This is a genomic window from Cohnella cholangitidis (assembly GCF_014107495.1).
In the GTDB taxonomy this organism is placed as follows: Bacteria; Bacillota; Bacilli; order Paenibacillales; family Paenibacillaceae; genus Cohnella; species Cohnella cholangitidis.
The window spans coordinates 4,200,016-4,217,734 of the sequence record NZ_CP041969.1 but is presented as its reverse complement, the minus strand read 5'-3'; the positions used below and the strand labels follow the sequence as shown (position 1 = coordinate 4,217,734).

The 17,719-nt window shown below is 53.3% G+C and carries 16 protein-coding genes; 5 read left to right on the top strand and 11 right to left on the bottom strand.

What is annotated here, in order from left to right; all coding sequences use genetic code 11:
• Together FPL14_RS19515 and FPL14_RS19510 are read right to left on the bottom strand one after the other, a co-directional pair.
• Positions 1–564, bottom strand: a complete 564-nt coding sequence (locus tag FPL14_RS19515; protein WP_182299344.1) for a LemA family protein — start codon at positions 562–564, stop codon at positions 1–3.
• Between the two features lie 171 nt (positions 565–735).
• Entirely contained in the window at positions 736–1,326 is a 591-nt protein-coding gene (locus FPL14_RS19510) for a beta-class carbonic anhydrase (protein ID WP_182299343.1), read from the bottom strand.
• Positions 1,327–1,600: 274 nt separating this feature from the next.
• Between FPL14_RS19510 and FPL14_RS19505 the strand changes: the two genes are divergently transcribed.
• Positions 1,601–2,467, top strand: coding sequence for a VOC family protein (locus tag FPL14_RS19505; protein ID WP_182299342.1), 867 nt, complete (start codon positions 1,601–1,603; stop codon positions 2,465–2,467).
• Positions 2,468–2,767: 300 nt separating this feature from the next.
• Here FPL14_RS19505 and FPL14_RS19500 read toward each other — a convergent pair whose 3' ends face one another.
• Entirely contained in the window at positions 2,768–3,550 is a 783-nt protein-coding gene (locus FPL14_RS19500; protein WP_182299341.1) for a hypothetical protein, read from the bottom strand.
• Between the two features lie 160 nt (positions 3,551–3,710).
• A complete protein-coding gene (locus tag FPL14_RS19495) occupies positions 3,711–5,549 on the bottom strand; it encodes a glycoside hydrolase family 9 protein (RefSeq protein WP_182299340.1) in 1,839 nt (612 codons plus the stop codon).
• A 201-nt stretch (positions 5,550–5,750) separates the two neighbouring features.
• Between FPL14_RS19495 and FPL14_RS19490 the strand changes: the two genes are divergently transcribed.
• The 3 genes from FPL14_RS19490 to FPL14_RS19480 are packed head-to-tail and all read left to right on the top strand — an operon-like array spanning position 5,751 to position 8,201.
• The gene (locus FPL14_RS19490; RefSeq protein ID WP_182299339.1) at positions 5,751–6,467 is read left to right on the top strand and encodes an ABC transporter ATP-binding protein; all 717 of its coding nucleotides are present in this window, start codon (positions 5,751–5,753) and stop codon (positions 6,465–6,467) included.
• Positions 6,454–7,788: an ABC transporter permease gene (locus FPL14_RS19485; protein WP_182299338.1), complete on the top strand. Its 1,335-nt coding sequence runs from the start codon at positions 6,454–6,456 to the stop codon at positions 7,786–7,788. Before FPL14_RS19490 ends, FPL14_RS19485 begins: the two co-directional genes overlap by 14 nt.
• A complete protein-coding gene (locus FPL14_RS19480) occupies positions 7,788–8,201 on the top strand; it encodes a hypothetical protein (protein ID WP_182299337.1) in 414 nt (137 codons plus the stop codon). Before FPL14_RS19485 ends, FPL14_RS19480 begins: the two co-directional genes overlap by 1 nt.
• A 101-nt stretch (positions 8,202–8,302) precedes the next feature.
• On the opposite strand, the gene FPL14_RS19475 is transcribed toward FPL14_RS19480, so the two are convergent.
• From FPL14_RS19475 to FPL14_RS19445, 7 genes are read right to left on the bottom strand one after another with little or no spacing between them, the layout of a single operon-like run.
• A complete protein-coding gene (locus FPL14_RS19475; protein WP_182299336.1) occupies positions 8,303–8,983 on the bottom strand; it encodes a BsuPI-related putative proteinase inhibitor in 681 nt (226 codons plus the stop codon).
• 48 nt (positions 8,984–9,031) lie between these two features.
• Complete coding sequence (locus FPL14_RS19470) at positions 9,032–10,309, bottom strand: MFS transporter (RefSeq protein WP_229263586.1); 1,278 nt, start codon at positions 10,307–10,309, stop codon at positions 9,032–9,034.
• A 12-nt stretch (positions 10,310–10,321) separates the two neighbouring features.
• Positions 10,322–11,164 (bottom strand): sugar ABC transporter permease, encoded by an 843-nt coding sequence (locus FPL14_RS19465; protein WP_229263585.1) that lies wholly within the window; start codon positions 11,162–11,164, stop codon positions 10,322–10,324.
• On the bottom strand, positions 11,161–12,477 hold the full coding sequence (locus FPL14_RS19460) for a sugar ABC transporter permease (protein ID WP_182299335.1): 1,317 nt from the start codon (positions 12,475–12,477) through the stop codon (positions 11,161–11,163). The genes FPL14_RS19465 and FPL14_RS19460 overlap by 4 nt, the downstream gene beginning before the upstream one ends.
• Before the next feature lie 7 nt (positions 12,478–12,484).
• On the bottom strand, positions 12,485–13,876 hold the full coding sequence (locus FPL14_RS19455; RefSeq protein ID WP_229263584.1) for a sugar ABC transporter substrate-binding protein: 1,392 nt from the start codon (positions 13,874–13,876) through the stop codon (positions 12,485–12,487).
• A 17-nt stretch (positions 13,877–13,893) separates the two neighbouring features.
• The gene (locus FPL14_RS19450; RefSeq protein WP_182299334.1) at positions 13,894–15,225 is read right to left on the bottom strand and encodes an alpha/beta hydrolase; all 1,332 of its coding nucleotides are present in this window, start codon (positions 15,223–15,225) and stop codon (positions 13,894–13,896) included.
• Positions 15,222–16,574, bottom strand: coding sequence for an alpha/beta hydrolase (locus FPL14_RS19445; protein WP_182299333.1), 1,353 nt, complete (start codon positions 16,572–16,574; stop codon positions 15,222–15,224). Before FPL14_RS19445 ends, FPL14_RS19450 begins: the two co-directional genes overlap by 4 nt.
• A gap of 174 nt (positions 16,575–16,748) precedes the next feature.
• On the opposite strand from FPL14_RS19445, the gene FPL14_RS19440 reads away from it, so the two are divergent.
• Positions 16,749–17,678, top strand: coding sequence for a LacI family DNA-binding transcriptional regulator (locus tag FPL14_RS19440; protein ID WP_182299332.1), 930 nt, complete (start codon positions 16,749–16,751; stop codon positions 17,676–17,678).
• Positions 17,679–17,719: the final 41 nt, after the last annotated feature.

Genomic DNA, 17,719 nt, shown 5'->3' with positions numbered 1-17,719 from the left:
TCAGAACTGTACTTCAGGCACGGTTTCCGCGCCGGGAGCCGCTTTGAACAGATCCTTCTTCTCGAAGCCGAATATCGACGCGTAAAGAGCTGCGGGAAACTTCCTGATCTTCGTATTATAGTCGGTGACGGAATTGTTATAGTCTTGGCGCGCGACCGCGATTCGGTTCTCGGTTCCGGACAGCTCATCCATCAACCGGGTAAATTGCGCGTCGGCTTTCAGATTCGGATAATTCTCGACGACGACGAGCAAACGGGATAACGCGCCTTCCAATTCCGTGTTGGCCGCCGCCTTCTCCGCGGTCGTTCCCGCTCCGGCAAGCTTGCTGCGCGCATCCGCGATCGCTTGAAACACTTCCTTCTCGTGCGCAGCATACCCTTTGACCGTGTTGACCAAATTCGGGATCACATCCTCCCGGCGCTGCAGCTGCGTATCGATCTGGGCGGCTTTATTGTCCACGGCGGTTTCCGAGGACACGAGTCTGTTATAAGAGCCTACAGCCGTAAAAACAAGGACAAGCAGTAGCGCGGCGATAACGAGCCAGCCAATCGTTGAACGTTTCATTCCCTAACCTCCATTGGATATTCCTTTTGAGCTTGTTCTTTCTTTTCTTTTACATATTGTATTTAATGGCAGCTCATATTAGGATATCCGCGGAGATTAATATTAATAGGCGACCCGGAAAGAATATCAAAAAAAGAGAAGCCCTCACCGAAGTGAAGGCTCCTTGCTTTCTTACTTGTTGCTCGATTTGGCTTCCTCTAACGCTTTATACCCGTCGCAGATCAGTTCAAGCTTGCCTGTATCCGGGTGAATCAAGAATCCATGAACGGGAACGTACGACGGAATCAGCGGATGCTTGCGAATCACATCGATGCTATGCTTGACGCCATCCTCAGGTTTGTCGAAGCCTCTCAAAAAACGATCCATGCGAATACCCGAGTTCTCAAGCGTGGACAGCACCACCTCCGAGATCCCGTTAGCCTTGAACTTCTCCACTAGCGAATCGGAATTGAGCTGCGTCATGCCGCAACCGTGATGCCCGATGACGAGCACTTCTTTAGCGCCTAACTCGTGAATGGCGATGATAATGCTGCGCATTGCGCTGCCGAAAGGCTGAGTCAGGATCGCGCCGGCATTCTTAATGAATTTGGCGTCCCCGTTGCGCAGGTTAAGCGCTTTGGGCAGCAGCTCCACCAGGCGCGTATCCATGCAAGTCAGAATCGCGACTTTTTTCTCCGGGAACTTGTCCGTTAAATATTTCTCGTACTTTTTCTCTTCCACGAACTTCTTATTATGATCCAAAATATCGCTTACGATAGACATTGTTTTCTCTCTCCTCGCTTCTATATCCTATGGATCTTTCTCTGTAAAATCTGTACGGCGCCGCGGAAAAATGATCAAGAACGACGAAACTATCTATCCCTAATTTTATTCTATTTATTTGAAATTGCAAAATACAGAATATTACAACCCGCGATTACCTTGATCTGACGCACGCAGACTAGCCTATAAAACTAACATTTTACAAGAAGTAATTTATTTGGTATAGTTACTTACATTAAGTAACTAACACTATGATCATTTGGAGGAATGCCGAATGTCTCAATCCATACACGAGAACACCGTACTCGGACAGCTAAAGCTGAAGGTGAGCAACCTGGAACGTTCTGTCCGGTTTTATCGGGAAGTCGTCGGCTTTCAGGTCTTGAGCCAGGAAGGCAACCTTGCGAAATTATCCGTGGACGGAAAAAACGCCTTTCTCATTCTCGAGGAACTTCCGAATGCCGTCGTCGTACCGAGAAGATCCGCAACGGGCTTGTACCATTTCGCCATCCTCGTTCCGACGCGCGAGCAGCTAGGGTTGTCGCTACGGACGTTAGCCGAATCCGGTATCCACATCGGCCAGGGCGACCATCTTGTAAGCGAAGCCCTCTATATCGCCGATCCGGACCAGAACGGAATCGAAATCTACTGCGACCGCCCCCGCTCGGAATGGCGGAAAGACGCGGAAGGCAACTATGTCATGGGCTCGGAGCCCGTGGATATCAAGGGATTGCTGGAGTTGGCGGGAGATAAGCCTTGGAAGGGCTTGTCCGAAGGAACGATCTTGGGGCATATCCACCTGCACGTGAGCGAGCTTGCGAAATCCAGAGCGTTCTACTGCGACGTTCTAGGATTCGATATGGTGGCGGATGCCGCGGCTATGATGGGGGCTTATTTCATTTCGGCAGGAGGGTACCATCATCATATCGGCATGAACATTTGGGCGGGCGTCGGAGCTCCGCGTCCTCCAATGAACGGAACCGGGCTTGAGTATTATACGATCGCGCTCCCTACCGCAGAGGAGTTGGACCGCGTCCTCGCGAAGATCGGCAGCGCCGGTATCCCTTCCGTTGAGGAAGAAGGTTATTGGCAAGTGAACGATCCTTCCGGCATCGCGATTCGGCTGACTGCTGCAATTTGATTCCGTCCTCGCGCCGAACGGAGCAAATACCGCGAAAAGTGCTCCTTCTGCGCATTTAACACGACTCACTCGGGTTAATCCGGCGAATGGTGCTCCTTCTGCGCATTAACACGACTCACTCGGGCTAATCCGGCGAATGGTGCCCCTTCTGCGCATTTAGCACGACTCACTCGGGTTAATCCGGCGAATGGTGCTCCTTCTGCGCATTTACACGACTCACTCGGGTTAATCCGGCAAATAGGACCACAGCAAAAAAACTTGCCTCCCCGAAACAAGGGGCAGGCAAGTTTTTTCTCGTGCTTATGACGAAGCCGAAGCATCCGCCGTCGATTCCGCAGACTTCTCGCCCTTAGCGCCACGGCCTTTGCCGCCGGGATGACCGCCGTCGCCGAATCCTTTGCCGTTGACGATTTTCTCGGCACGGTCAGCCGCGTCGACCAACTGCTTGTCCGCTTGCTCCTGGGTTAGTTTGCCCGCTTGAAGCGCCTCGTTAATGCTCGCGGTAATGGCGGCAGTCTGCGCGTCGATCAGCTTCTGGACGTCCACGCCTTTTTCCGTAGCCAGATCGGCTAACGACTTGCCGGCTTTGAGCTGAGCCTTTACCTCGTCCGCGCTTAGTCCGAGCACTTCCCCGACCGCGGTTAAATCCCGGGATACATGAACGCCGCCGCGTCCGCCAGCGATTTTTTTCAGGTCGGAATCGATCGCCTTGTCCAGGTTGCTCGCGTATTGCTGCTTCTGTTCTTCAAGCTTTTTATTGTAAGCTTCCGTCATAACGCTCTTCAGGCTTTCCCGGGAAACGCCTTGTTCCTCGGCAATTTGCGCCAACGTCGTACCGGCTTCGATTTTCTTGTTCAGAGCTTCTTTATCCAGCTTGAGCAGGTCCAACACTTCTTGGCTGACGATCGCTCCGCCGTGCCCGAAACCTCCGCGTCCTTCGAATGCCCCTCCTTTGGCCGACCACGCCGACGGTTCCTTCACCTCTGCCGTCGAACTGCCCGTTGACGTTGCCGCATATGCGGACAAAGGAATCATAACCGCCAGCGCCGCCGTAATGCCCAAAGCTCTTACCGTGTTTTTCATCGTAAATCCTCCTTGTTCCTATAGTCGTCTTACTTCATCCATTATTCGCATCTTTTCTGAAAATAGAATGAAGCAAACCTTAACGGAACATAAGGCTCCACTGAAAATTAACTGAAAGAAATCCTTTCGATCAGGCCGAGCAAACTGAATATGCCGAGAACTACTCTTGGAAAGCAAGGGTGAAAAACAACGGAGCGTTATAATCGATCGCGTACTCATTGCTCGCGTAGCTGAGTACATCATCGATATAGCTCTTCGCGGGAGGAAGGCCAAGGTCGGTCATTTTCTCCAGAACGGGATCGTTCATATATTGATTCGGCCCGCCGACTATCAGCCCCCGTACCGGAATTCCGCTCACGGCCGAAATTCTGTGATGTGGATGAAGAGGATATCTCGTGCCGGCTCCCGTTACGTAGCTCATACCCATCGCGTTCCTGCCCAACACGAAATGAAGCTGGTCGGCTGCCGCGTCTTCATAATCCGCACTCGGCTTGAGCTCGTTCGCGAGCAACATCAGTTCCGCCTCCGCCAGCGCGTTCTTGTTCGATGCCCATGAATACTCCTTGCTTAATAGCGCGCTGCGGTAAGCGTCCGTGCCGACCCGGGCGCAAATCTCATCCGCCGCCCCGACGATGGCTCGAGCCGTTGCGTCCTTGGCCGCTTCGGGCGATCGAGACGCGGTTGCCATCGCCCACTGCCCAAGAAGGTGCGTATTATTCCAGCTAACGAAGGTTGGACGGCTTTCCAGCAAATCGGCATATCGGCTCGTCAGTTTACCAGCATATCCTTCATCTTCCGTCGTCTTCAGCAACTCTGCCAGCGCCCAGAAACGCTCCTCGCGATCGGTCGATTTGTCATACGGACCGGAGCCCGTATTCTGTCCTTCATCCATGCGAAAGTAAGCATCCGGATGACTATCGAGCCACGCCTGCGCCTTCTTGGAGCTCTTCAGCAACTCCGTCGCATAGGCAGAATCGAACGGTTCATAGATTCGCGCAGCCATCGCCGTCGCCGCCGCGAACATGGCCGTTCCGTAAGTCGACATCCCGTATACCGTGCGATCCTGAACATCCTCCGCCGGCAAAATAAATTCAGGGAATGCCCCTCCGCTCACTTTGTGGTAGACGGCCCCGTCCTCCCTTTGCATCCTAAGCATCCAATCGAGCTCGAACTTCACTTCGGCGAGAGCGTCCGGAGCTTCCGCCGCGTGCTTCCATCCCGATTTCTCGGCATCTTGCAAAAACTTCTTGTCCGCGAAGAACTCCGGTCGAAGCTCGTAAGCAAGCAGGAGCTGCGCGACCGTCACCGCCGCTACCGGGATATATTTGCCGTAATCACCTGCGTCGTACCAACCGCCGTGCACGTCTATCACGGGCTGACGCCCTTGCTCATCCTTATAGAACAGCGTAGCTTCTTTATCTTGAAGATGCCCGGGAAGCAGCTTTAACCCCAAGAGCGGATCGTCGATCGGCTCTCCCGACCGTTGCAGCCTATAAGAACGAGCTACATTAAGAAATAATTCGTTGTAGACTTCCGTATGGATGAAAAAAGGAACGGACACATTCCCTGCGACTTCGACTTCATACCGCCCATCCGCGGTCAGCTCTCCGAAATCCGCCTGAGAAACCCAATCCCCGGAGATGTCGTCCTTCCGCGCCGCTGGAATCGTTCCCTTCCACACGTTGTTCCAATGATTTTTACGGTCCGTTACGCTGATGTTAAGCTCTCCGAACGGCTCGTCCGCGGCGACCACGACGACTTTAGGTCCGTCCGGCAAGTAGCCGACCTGATTCAGGTGGATACGCAATTTCCTTGCCGGCTCATCCCCCTCAGGAGATTGCGCCTCTCCGGCTGCGGCAGTCGGGGATGGCGGGGACGCCTTCGAAGCCGACGGGGAAGCCGTACGCGTCTGCTCCGAACCGTTCGTACACCCCGCTAACGCCGCAATCCCGCTCACGAATATACTTAAAGCGACTATCTTGATCGCCCTTTTTTTCATCCGGCCCATGCCTCCCTTATTAATGGAAAACGTTATCAAAAATCAATTCGACTTAGCCCCGCAAATTCCTTCCCGCCGACTCCGAGGCATCGTTCTCCTCTTTTTCACCTGCGAACCTCAATCTTAAGAAATTCTTCAGATGTTGTTTCCAAAGCATTAAGGATTGTACTTGATAATCAAACAAGAACGGAGGGATCTTTCATGATCGAAATGATTCAAGTCAACCATCAATTCGCCATTGGCAAAAAAGGCAAGGAACGGGTCGTTCCCGTGCTTCACAACATCGATCTTCACGTTAAGCAAGGCGAGATCGTCGCTATCGTCGGGCGAAGCGGCTCGGGGAAATCAACGTTGCTCAACCTGATGTCCGGTTATATCCGCCCAACGTCCGGAACGATACGCGTGGCGGGCCAAGTCGTGACCGGCCTGAGCGAAGGGGATTGGGCGAATTTTCGCTTAGCCCACTTAGGCTTTATGTTCCAGAGTTTTCAACTGATTCCGAGCATGACCGCCTTCGAGAACGCCGAGCTGCCTCTCGTGCTCAAGGGAATCGGAGCAACCGAACGCAGGAAAAGAACGCTGGAGTTGTTGGAGCAAGTCGGGATGAGCGATTACGCCAGCCACTATCCGGGGGAATTATCCGGGGGACAACAGCAACGGGTATCCGTAGCGAGATCGTTAATGCTGAACCCGCCCATCGTGCTTGCGGACGAGCCTACCGGCAGCCTGGACAGCGATAACGAACGGCAGCTTCTCGCCCTCATCCGCCACTTAAATCAAGAGCGCGGAACGACGTTCGTCCTCATCACGCACGACGACCAGGTCGCCTCTATCGCCAATCGGACCATCTCGCTGAAGGACGGCCATTTGCTGAACGCATACGGAAACGGAGGGACGCTCGCTTATGAAACTCACTGACCAGTTCCGGTTCGTCCGGCAAAACATGAAGAAAAACAAAACCCGGCTGTTCATGACGGTGCTGGCGACGGCCATGGGCTGCTCCTTCCTCATTGTCTTGGCTTCGGTCGGCTTCGGCTTGCAGAAGAGCATCGTGGACAAAATGGTCGGCGATCGGATGGTTACGGCCATAGATATTTACGGAATCGAATCCGACAGCACGGTCGATCGGGTTATCGGAGAGAAGAACATCGAATACCTTCGTTCCGTCGACCACGTCAAAACGGTTACGTACCGCAATTATATTCAGCAATCGTTGAATCCGTCTGTCGATGGCAACGCCGTTAATAGCAACGCGGCGATTAACGTCGATTTCGAAGCCGAGACGTTAGCCGGATTCAAGCTCAGCTCCGGCAGGCTGCCGCAGTCGGACAACGAAGTCGTCGCCGGTTACCATATTCGGCGAACGCAAGATGGCCAAGAGCCGAACGCAGAACCTCTAGCGGCCAAAGATTGGCTCGGCAAAACAATGAACTTAGAGGTCCGGCAGTTTGCGGATGACGGTACGGAGCAGAAGAAGACGATCCCCGTTACGATCGTCGGCATCGGCGAGAAGCCGTCCCGCGAATGGCAGACGGACTCGAACGTCTACATCGGCAATGAGCTATTGGCCGAAATCGAAGGGTTTACCCAAACGCAATGGGGAGCTGCCCGTATCTTGCCCGATAAGAATAATCCGGAAGGCTTCGAACCTCCCGGATTGCAGGATCCCCGCCAGTATAACGAGGTTCAAGCGATCGCCGACGGAGCGAACCACGTGAAAGGCATCGCGGAGGAAATTCGTAAGCAAGGCTATTACAGCCATTCGATCGCGGATGAACTGGAACAGGTCAACCTGGTTTTCCTCATCATGAAGATCGGACTCGGGTTCGTCGGCACCATCGCGGTGCTTATCGCTTCCATCGGTATATTCAATACGATGACGATGGCGGTTACCGAACGGGCGCAAGACATCGGCATCATGAAAGCGATCGGCGCGCATCCTTCCTCCATCCGGCGCATCTTCCTGCTCGAGAGCAGCATGATCGGAGTCATCGGGGCTATTATCGGAACGATCGTCGCCTATATCATCTCGATGGTCGTCAATTTCGGATTGCCTCTGGTCATCGAAGGATTCATGGACGAGCAAGTGCCCGCGGACTTCCGATTCTCTTGGATTCCGCCTTACTTGGCAATCATCGCTTGCTTGATTTCGCTCGGCGTCGCGCTGCTCTCGGGATCGCGTCCGGCTAAACGCGCTACGCGCATCGACGTCCTTCGCGCGCTTCGCAGGGATATGTAATGAGAATTCCCGGACGTAAACCGCTGTTTCTTTTGATGGCCGCCGCCCTTATCGTTACTCTTCTCGCTTTCTTTGTCCTGTGGGCGAAAAACTTGTTAGAACCTTTTCGCTCTTTTACGGTTACGGTAGCGAACGAATCGGAACATGCCATTATTTCCGTAGAGACCGGAATCCGCTCAGGGGGCACGGGAAATTCAAAACACCTATACGAGGATAAAATAGAGGCGGGCTCAAACGTTACGATTAAGCCTAAGCTTCGTTCGAACGGAGAGGGAGTCATCTACCAGAAGTTCGTCTTCGCCGACGGCAATTCCAAAGAAACGATCGCATGCGGCTATACCGAGTACGTCTCGGGACATTCCACGGTCACGATCCGCAACGATCGAATCGAAGTAGAACAAGACTGTATGTAAGTATATGATTATATATTGTAAGGGAATGTACCTCCTACAGGAGATACATTCCCTCTTTTTTTCGACTATAGAGTCATTTCATGCCCACGATCACCTTGGCGTCACCTAGGCGTAACTAGATCGATCGTCGACTCGGCCAGAAAATCATCGGCATTTACTCGGCCCTCTGTATTAACGACTTGAGCCACGATAGACACTTTAATCGTATAGACGCCGTCCGGAACCGGATTTCCTTCGCGATCTTTCAAGTCCCAATTTTCCGCATAATCGAGCCGATCCCCTTTCTTGATCTCCTTCTCGACGAGCGCCATGGTAAAGCTGTAGGAATCGGACCAACGGTAAACCTCTTCCTTCCGGGCATTGTAAACCGCGAAGTCATACTGCTGCCCCGAGCCGAACTCGATTGTTAAATCCCGCTCGGACACATTCCGCAAGGAAAAGGTAAGAAGCAATTCCCCGTCTTCCATCGCCGTGTCCATCACGGTATTCAATAGCCCCTTAACGGGTCTGTTCCGTTTATCTTTCTCTTCTTTTAACTGTTTCCGAAGGGTAGGATCGAGAATCGCTTGTTCTTTATGCCGAATCGGTTCCTTGTTCTCGCCGCCGTCCGAAATCTTTGCTTCCAGTTGCAAGGCAGGGGGTTGATTTCCACTATTTACGGGTACCGGAGTATCACTTCCGCCCCCTGCAACTCGCGAGCCGTTGGAGCACCCCGCGATCAAGACCAAGCTCAAAATCAAGCCCGAACAAAAGACGGCACAATTGCCGCGGTAATTCCCCATACCATCACCTCATTGACCTAGACGCGTTCCTCCCCCATAATGTTCCGATCACGAATAAGTTCGAATTTGCTTCATCGTAACGGTCACCGTTATGCCGACCGCCAAGAAAAGCACGGAGATGAGAGATAACGTCCATGAAGCTCCGTAATGATCGGCGAGAGAGGAAAAAACGGCTAAGCCTAACGGCGGGGCAATTCCGGACAAAGCCCCCATCGCTCCGTACAATCGTCCCTGAAGCTCTACGCTAACCTCCGAACGAAGAATGATCTGTATGAGCATCGTGCTGAAGGCGAACAACAGCCCGCACCCTAATACGAACGGCAGCGCAGGCCATACGGTACGCATGGCGGATAATAGATAGAACATCGGCCCCAGCAGCAACAGTCCCGCGCATATCCATATTCCCCGGCGACCGATCCGCGAGCCTAAGCTTAAGATCAAACTCGCGCCGATCATATACCCTAGCGGAATGCAAAGCTCGATAAACCCGAAGGCGACGGGCCCCGCTCGCCACTCTTTCACCGCCATGACTTGAACCATCGTCAAGGAAGACATGAAGAACAGAATAAGCAATGGATGAAGCACCACGATCGCCTTAGCCAAGGCGTTGCTCGCGATAAAGCGGAACCCTTCCTTAAGATCGTTGACGAACGTCGTGCTTTTTGATTCCGCGCTCCGGTACGCGGGAAATTTCCCCGCGGCCAATACGCACAACATCGACAGGAAGTAGGCTAGGGAGTTGCATAGAAGCGCGACGAACCCTCCGAACGCCGAGATCAGAATGCCTGCCGTAGCCAATCCCGAGATTCTAGCCACATTGTCCGTCAGATGAATCCAACCCGTCGCTTGTTGCTGCCTATCCTTCCCAACGATCGGATTTATGGAAGCGTGGAACGCGGGAGCTTGGAATAAACTCGTTATCGCCAGCAGCGCAACCATCGCGATGACCGCCGGGAAAGGGACGTCGACATAGAAGACTAAGATGGCCAGAACGGCCACGATGACGCATCGCGACGCATCCGCGATCAGCATGAGCTTACGGCGGTCCATGCGGTCGGCCACCGTTCCGGCTACGGATCCGAACAGCAGGCTTAAGATCATATGGGTCATCAGGACGGCCGCCATCGATTTGGCGCTCCCGGTCTTTTGCAGAATCCACAGGCTGAGCGCAATGCCGTTAAAGCAATCGCCGAATACGGAAATCGTATTGCCGGATAAGACCCACATGAATGTCCGATTGCGCACTAACGATTGACCCGCGCCAATCCCCGTTGCCGCCGGCATGGCGTTAGAGGCATTCGGTTGCGGCACGATCTCGCTTTCCATCTTCCGTCCCCCTTAGCCTTTGTTGGCGCCAGCCGTTAATCCGTCGACGAAGTGACGCTGTAAATACATGAACAGGAGCGTAATCGGAATGGCGATGAAGACGGCACCCGCCGCGAACAATGTGAAATAGGCGTTCTGATAGGAATTGACCATATCGTACAGCCCGACCGCCACCGTCCATTTTTCTTTGGAACGAAGAACAAGGCTCGCGAATATAAAGTCCACCCATGCTCCGGTGAACGTCGTTAACGCTACGAATACAAGCATCGGCTTGGACAGGGGCAGCATAATGCTCCTGAACACCCGGAAATTGCTGGCTCCGTCAATTCGCGCCGCTTCCTCGAGCCCCTTAGGCAACGTATCGAAAAACCCTTTGGCGACGAACAGGTTAAAAATAACCGCTCCGAACGAATAGACGATCACTAACGCCGTATGCGTGTTCAACAGTCCCACCTGCATGAGCAGGATGTACACCGCGACCATGCTCATGAATCCGGGGAACATTCCGAGAATGAGCATTAAGGTAAGAGAAGCTTTTCTCCACGGAAACCTAAAACGGGACAGCGCATAAGCCGACAACGTCACCAGAAGCGTGCTGAGCAGCATGCTGAATACGGCAACCTTGAAAGTGTTGAAATACCAGGTCGTGAACATTAAGCTGTCCGAATGAAACAGTTCCGAATAGTGGCTTAACGTCAAGCTCTTCGGGATAAAGGTCTCGCTATAGAGCGACTTCCCCGGCTTGAAGGAAGAGAGAACGACCCAAGCCGCGGGATACAAGCTCCAGCCTACGACCATGAGCAGGAAGAGGTAACTGGCAGCGACTCTGATTCTCGTAGAAGCTTTCATGCTCATTGGATCATCTCCTCATCCTTGAACGACCGGGTTTGCCGATAGTTCAATATTGAAAATCCGGCGATGATAAGGAAGAGAATAATTCCTATCGCGGATGCGATATTGTAGATGTTGTTGTTCAACGTCAGCTTGTAGAGCCACGTAATCAACAAGTCCGTATGCCCGGCGAACTGGTATTCCGGATTGGAAGGACCGCCGTTCGTCAGCAAATAAATGACGTTGAAGTTGTTGAAATTGCCCGCAAGCTGAATGATCAGAATCGGCGCGATCGCGAACATAATGATCGGGAACGTGATCATCTTGCCCTGCTGCCAGCGCCCTGCGCCCTCCACCTTCGCGGCTTCGTACAGCTCCGTCGAGATCGTCGACAGCACGCCGCTGACGAGGAGGAACGACAGCGGCATTCCGACCCAGATGTTTACGACGATAACCGTAAACTTGGCCCAATAAGGATCAGTTAACCATGGCAGCTTGCCCAGCCCGAAATAGGATAGATATTGGTTAATGGGACCGAACTGGCCGTTGAACATCATCTTCATCGCCAGCAAGGAAATCATCTGAGGGATCGCATAAGGAATAATGATCAGCGTCCTCCATGTCCCTTTTAACCAAATCTCTTTTTGCGAGAGCACCAAGGCGACGATCAAGCCGCCGACGAACGTCGTCACGGTCGCGATGACGGCCCATATCACCGTCCATCCCAATACGCCGAGGAAGGTGCCGCTCCAGCTTTTTAACCGGAAGAGCTGCGCGAACGAGTCGAGTCCGACCCAATCGACCAGATTGCCGGGAGGGATGTGGTGGGGCGAGGCATAGTTCGTGAAAGCGAGCAGGATCATGAACACGATCGGCAATATCGTCAGGAACAATATGCCTGCCGCCGGCAAGATCAACATCGTCTGGGCGAACTTGAAGTCGTGAACGTACTTGAGCGTCTGCTTGAAGCTTGCCGGCGAACGGCCGGAATCCCGGTGCCGTCCCGTCCGGTAAGCATCCTTGATCGCGCTGACGTAGACGAGAATATAGAGCGCGAACAGGAATAAAACGATCAAGCTTTGAATCATTAAATTAATCGAATGATCTCCGGGAACGTGCTGGGACTTGCCGTCGACCTCGATCAATCGGGACGGAACGTCCCCTAGCGTGGTGATCCCCCATATCGCTTCGGGCAGGGAGGACGAGAAATAGTACACGGCTACGACGCTTAGCGAAAGAACGATAATCCCTTTTATCCATTGACGGTTATACAATTGTCCCGTCCCCGGTACTCCTGCCGACAAGAGAGCTGCAACCAACCGGTAATTAGTATTCATAGGCCAGTCAGAATGGAGCCTTGGACGATTCCGGCTCAGCCGGTTTGTCCTTCTGCTGGGCATTCAACGCGATAGCATCCCGAATTTGCTGAACCGCTCTGTCCAATACTTGCCGGATATCCTTGCCGTCCCAGATTTCTACCATGGCGGCGTCCATCGGAACCCAGATGCTGCCGACTTCCGGAATGGAAGGTGCAGGGTGAGAGTTGCTGAATTGCTTATAGAACGCGCTCGTAATCTCGTCCGCTTGAATGATAGGATTTTGCGCCGCTTCCTTATGCGTCGGCACAGCGCCCGTAAGCTCGTAATTAAGCAGCTGCGCCGATTTGTTGGAAGCGAATCGCGCGAACAGCTTGGCCGCGTTCGGATATTTGCTATAAGCGCTGACATACCATGAATTCACTTGAGACAGCGTTACGGAATCTTTGCCGCCGACAGCCGGGATGGGAGCTACTCCGAAGTTGACGCCCGCTTGCCGGAACGTATCGATAAACCACGAACCGGTGACGTTCATCGCTACGCTGCCCTCGCTGAACAGCGTCGTTTTGATATCGCTTGCGATATCGCCCGCGGAGATAGGAAGAATTTCCTTGCGGAGTCCCGCGAATACTTCCATCCCTTTCCGCGCGCCTTCGTTGTTCAATCCGATGTCCGCGGGATCTGTGCCGTCTTTGCCGAAAATATATCCGCCGGTGGATCCGACGAACGGATAGCTGAAATAAAAGAAAGGCGCGTCGAACATAAAGGCGTACTTGTTGTTGTCCGGATCGTTGAACGTCTTGGCGAACTCGACGACCTCTTCGATCGTCGCGGGAGGCTTGCTGATCAGATCCTTGTTATAGAACATCGCGTAAGTCATGACCTTGATCGGATAGCCGTACAGTTTATCTTTGTAAGAAGCGGCGGCGATCGCCACATCCTCGTGCTCGCTGCGCGTAACGTCCCCGAACTCGTCGTTAGGCAGAATTAATCCCGCGCTAGCGGCTTTGCCGAGATGATCCTGGGATGTCGTGATGACGTCCGCGGCCAACCCCGCCGGACCGTCCAGCTCGAACTTCCCGATCTGATCCATCGTTCCGAGCTCCTGCATTTTGACTTCGACGCCATAGATTTCCGTGAACTCTTTCATGATCGCTTCCACGAACGGGCGAGCTTCCTTGCTCTCCCAGACCGACAAGCTGGCCCCGGGTTCCGGCGCAAGATCCGTATCCAGCTTCTTGAACTCCAATTCGAACTTGCTTTCTCCGTTTGCGCTCTGGCCCGTTGCGTTCTGACCCGTTGCGCTTTCTCCCGCATTCGGGCTGGCCGCTTCATTCGAGCATGCCGTCGTAAGGACTACCGATAATGCCAAGACGAACATCGATAATTTAGCCATGCTGCGCGACGATTTGTTTGTCATCGTATTTCCTCCGTTCGTTATAGGGTTTGACCTTTAACCCAGCTCATTACTTCATAGCGCAGCTTCAAATCCTCGTTCGCGACGAACCGGCGCTTCGGAACGTCTTTCCCTTCCGCGTCGGCTTCCCGTAAACCGGAGTATTCGCAAACGTGGAAGGAGAATCCCGTGTTTCTCGGCAACGTAAAGCTTCTTCTATAGATTCGCGGTCCGACTCTATCGAGTTCAACGCCCGCATACACTCTAGCATCCGCCGTAGTGTTCGCGGGAACGCAGACTTCGAGATCTACCGTAACTTCCGCGGACAATTCGGGAACGATGGTTAGAGATTTGGATACAGATAATGTAGGATGAACATACTCTATCTTGCAATCCCCGATTTTAGCGGCTTTGATCAAGCCTTCCGCGGTGATCGTAGCCGCGTCGCCCGGCGTAACGACATAGCGCGCGTTCATGTCCGCTACCGTTAAACCGCTTTCATAGTTAATTAACGGATAAACGCAGCTGTCGGCTCCCTCTATTCCCGCTACGTCGCCTCCTGCCAATTCCGACGAGACGGGCGAGCCGATGTCCCCGAAGAAATAGATCAGCGGGGCGTGCACCCTCTTCTCCCATGCCTCCTCGTTATGCTCCGCGACCGGCTCGTAACAGAACATAAGATCTTCCCCGGACCGGTATCCGAGCCCGGCGAAATGTTCAACCATGCTCCTCACGTGACCGACCTGAACGGTCATCCCTTCCAACCCGCCCGTATCTATCCATAACCTCAACGGACGTTTCTTAACGAAATGCTGCACGATAGGCCGATGCGTCATTTTCTCTTCGTCGTATTGGGCGAAATACGGGGAAATGATGGCAAGCTTGCCGAACACGTCGGAGCGGCGAAAACCGATATGATAGGTAACGAGTCCGCCCCTGGACGAACCCATGAGCGCCGTGTGGCAGCTTTCCCCTTTCGTCCGGTATGTCCGATCGATGTAGGGCTTCAGCTCTTCTATTAAAAAATGCTCGTACGACTCTCCATGGCAAGGATAGTCCAGCTCGCTCGCGAACGGTCCGTTATGGGCAAACTCGCTGTTCCTCTCCATTCCCATATTGGAGACGGCTACGACGATCACTTCCTCGATGCGCCCCTCGGCTATCAATCGGTCGCACACGTTGTGCAAGTTCCAAGTCTGTCCGTTAAAAGCGGCATGAAACACGTTTTGACCGTCATGGACGTATAAGACCGGATACTTCTTATCCGGTTGCTCATCGTAACCCGGAGGCAAATAAACGAATACGTCCCGTTCATTGTTTAAGCACTCCGATCGATATCCCGCAATCGTGTCGATACGCGAACGTCCGATCATCTCTTTCGGTTGCCTCCTCTCGGCTCCGGCCTCAAGTCGATCCAATTTTTCACCGTATAGCTGACTTTCTTATCCTTGTCCGCGACAAGCCTTCTGTACGGAAGCTGCCCGTAATCTTGATCGACTTCTTCTTTCTCGTAACCGCGCGTAATCAGAAAATCGAAGGTTACGCCTCTCGGCAGCTTGATCTTGCCGCCGTACAGTCCCTTTGCCAGCTTCGGCACCCCGAAAGTGGCATAAATCTCGGCATCCTCCGGCGTTGAATCGGGAACATGGATTTCAAGCTCGACCTCTACCGTCTCGGACAACCGCTCTACCACCGTAATCGCTCGAGCCGTTTCAAGGCCTTCATATCGGTAGATGACATTCGCGGACCCCGGCGTCTTCGGAAGCAGTCGTCCGTCCGGAGCGATCTCGAGAATATCGGGATGCTCTGACCGATAGTCGCCTTCCAGATCGCTGAATCGCAATCCGTTGTCTAGCGTAACGACCGCGTTAAGAGCGACAGGCGGACCGTTCACTCCCGCGACATTCTGGCCTTCAAGCGCCAATTCGACCGGGGTTCCCTTGCCTCCGAAGAAGTGAAGCAGCGGCATGTGCGCCCGACGGCTCCAATCCCATTCGGAGTGCGCGGCTTCTTGGTCCTGGAAATAATACAATTCATCTCTCTGTTTCCATCCCGCCTTTAACATCTCTTCCGCTACGTTCTTTACATGGGAAGTCATAAAAAATCCTTCCGCTCCGCCGATATCCAGCCAAATTTTCTGCCCGGCATTCAGAGGGTATAACCGGTACTGCGGCGTTTCCTTCAGCGTGTAAGGGTCGACTTGCATGAAGAACGGCGATAAAATCCCCAGCATGCCGAATACGTTCGGATTGCGAAGCCCAATGTTATACGTCGCGATTCCGGCGGCCGAGGACCCCATCAAAGCGGTGTTCTCCGCTTTCGCCAGCGTCTGGAAGCGCCGGTCTATGAGCGGTTTCAACTCCTCGATAAGAAAATGCTCGTACTGCTCTCCGACGCAACGGATCGGGTAGGCGCACAGGTCATGGAAGTACTCGCTGGTTCCGTCCTCGTACTTGTGCTCCACGGCCACGATAATGATCGGCTTGATCAGGCCTTCCGAGATTAAGCGATCCGCGACGCGATGCATGGCCCACGATTCTCCCGATTGCTTTCGCGGCTCGAATACGTGCTGGCCGACGTGCATGTACAATACCGGGTAACGCTTCGACTGATCGGCGTAGTAACCGGGGGGCAAATAGACATAGACATCTCTTTCATTCCCCAACCGGGATGCGCGTACGCCGGGTAAGACAACCACTTGCGATTGATCGATATTAGCCATTTCATAAGTCCCTTCTACTCGGTTATAACAACGAGCCGAAAATGAACTTAACCGGTTAAGTGATTTCAGTATAGGGGATGATAAACTTACTGTCAACATGCCAGATTGACATCTTTCCGAATCCGGATTTATGATTAGCTAAGCTTTCGATCCCAATGAGGCGGTTTCCAAACGATGAGAAAAACGACTTTAAGAGACGTGGCCAAAGAAGCCGGAGTTTCCGTGGCCACGGTAAGCTACGTGCTTAATAACGTAAGCAAGCAGACGATTCCGGAAGAAACGAAACAGCGGGTTTTCGCGGCGGCCAGCAAGCTGAATTACGTGCAAAACCTGACCGCCAAGGCGCTGTCCCTTGGCAAAACCAACGTCTTGGGCGTGTTGTTCGTTAGCAGTCCCGATTCCCGCATTCCTAAGCCGATCAGCTACGGCGCGTTCCTCGACCGACTGGAGCGCAGATGCCGGGAAAACGGTTATCATCTCCTGGTGTCGCAGATCGATTCGCTGAACCCAAGCTTAGAAATCATCGTGGAGAGAAAGCTGGACGGCGTCTTCCTGATCGATGCCATCGAACAGTCGTTCCATTCGATATCGAGCCACCTTCAATACGGCTCGCCCCTGGTTCTGGTCGATAGCTTGATTAACGATCCGTTGTTTCGCAAAGTAAACCCGGATCTGCAAAAACTGTTCGCCGAATTGAAAGTCGCCTTCCCGGGCGATCGCTCCTATGCCCTTATACACGAGCAGCCGTCCAATAAGCTGTTTCATCAAAAAATCCAATCCGCTTCCGGATTGGACGATTCCCTCATATGCGCGGCTACGAAAGACGAGGATAAGCTCCGTGCCTTTATCGATCGGCATGCCGACAAACCACTCGTCGTGATGAACGAGTTTCTGGCTCTGCAGGTCATGAAATACCGGGATCCCGGGGATATCATCGTCGCCTGTACTTCGGAATGCCCTGACTTCGTGCCCAAACAAGCTAAGACGATCGTTCTCGGCCGATCGAAAGCGGATGTCGCGTTCGATTTGATGAACGCGTTGCTGCAATCCCCTTTCAGCTCGTCGGAGGACCAGAACATCCCTTTGCGAATGCCCAAAAAATAACCGCCCCGCGGCATGCCGATCAGGCTGCCTGCAGGGCGGTC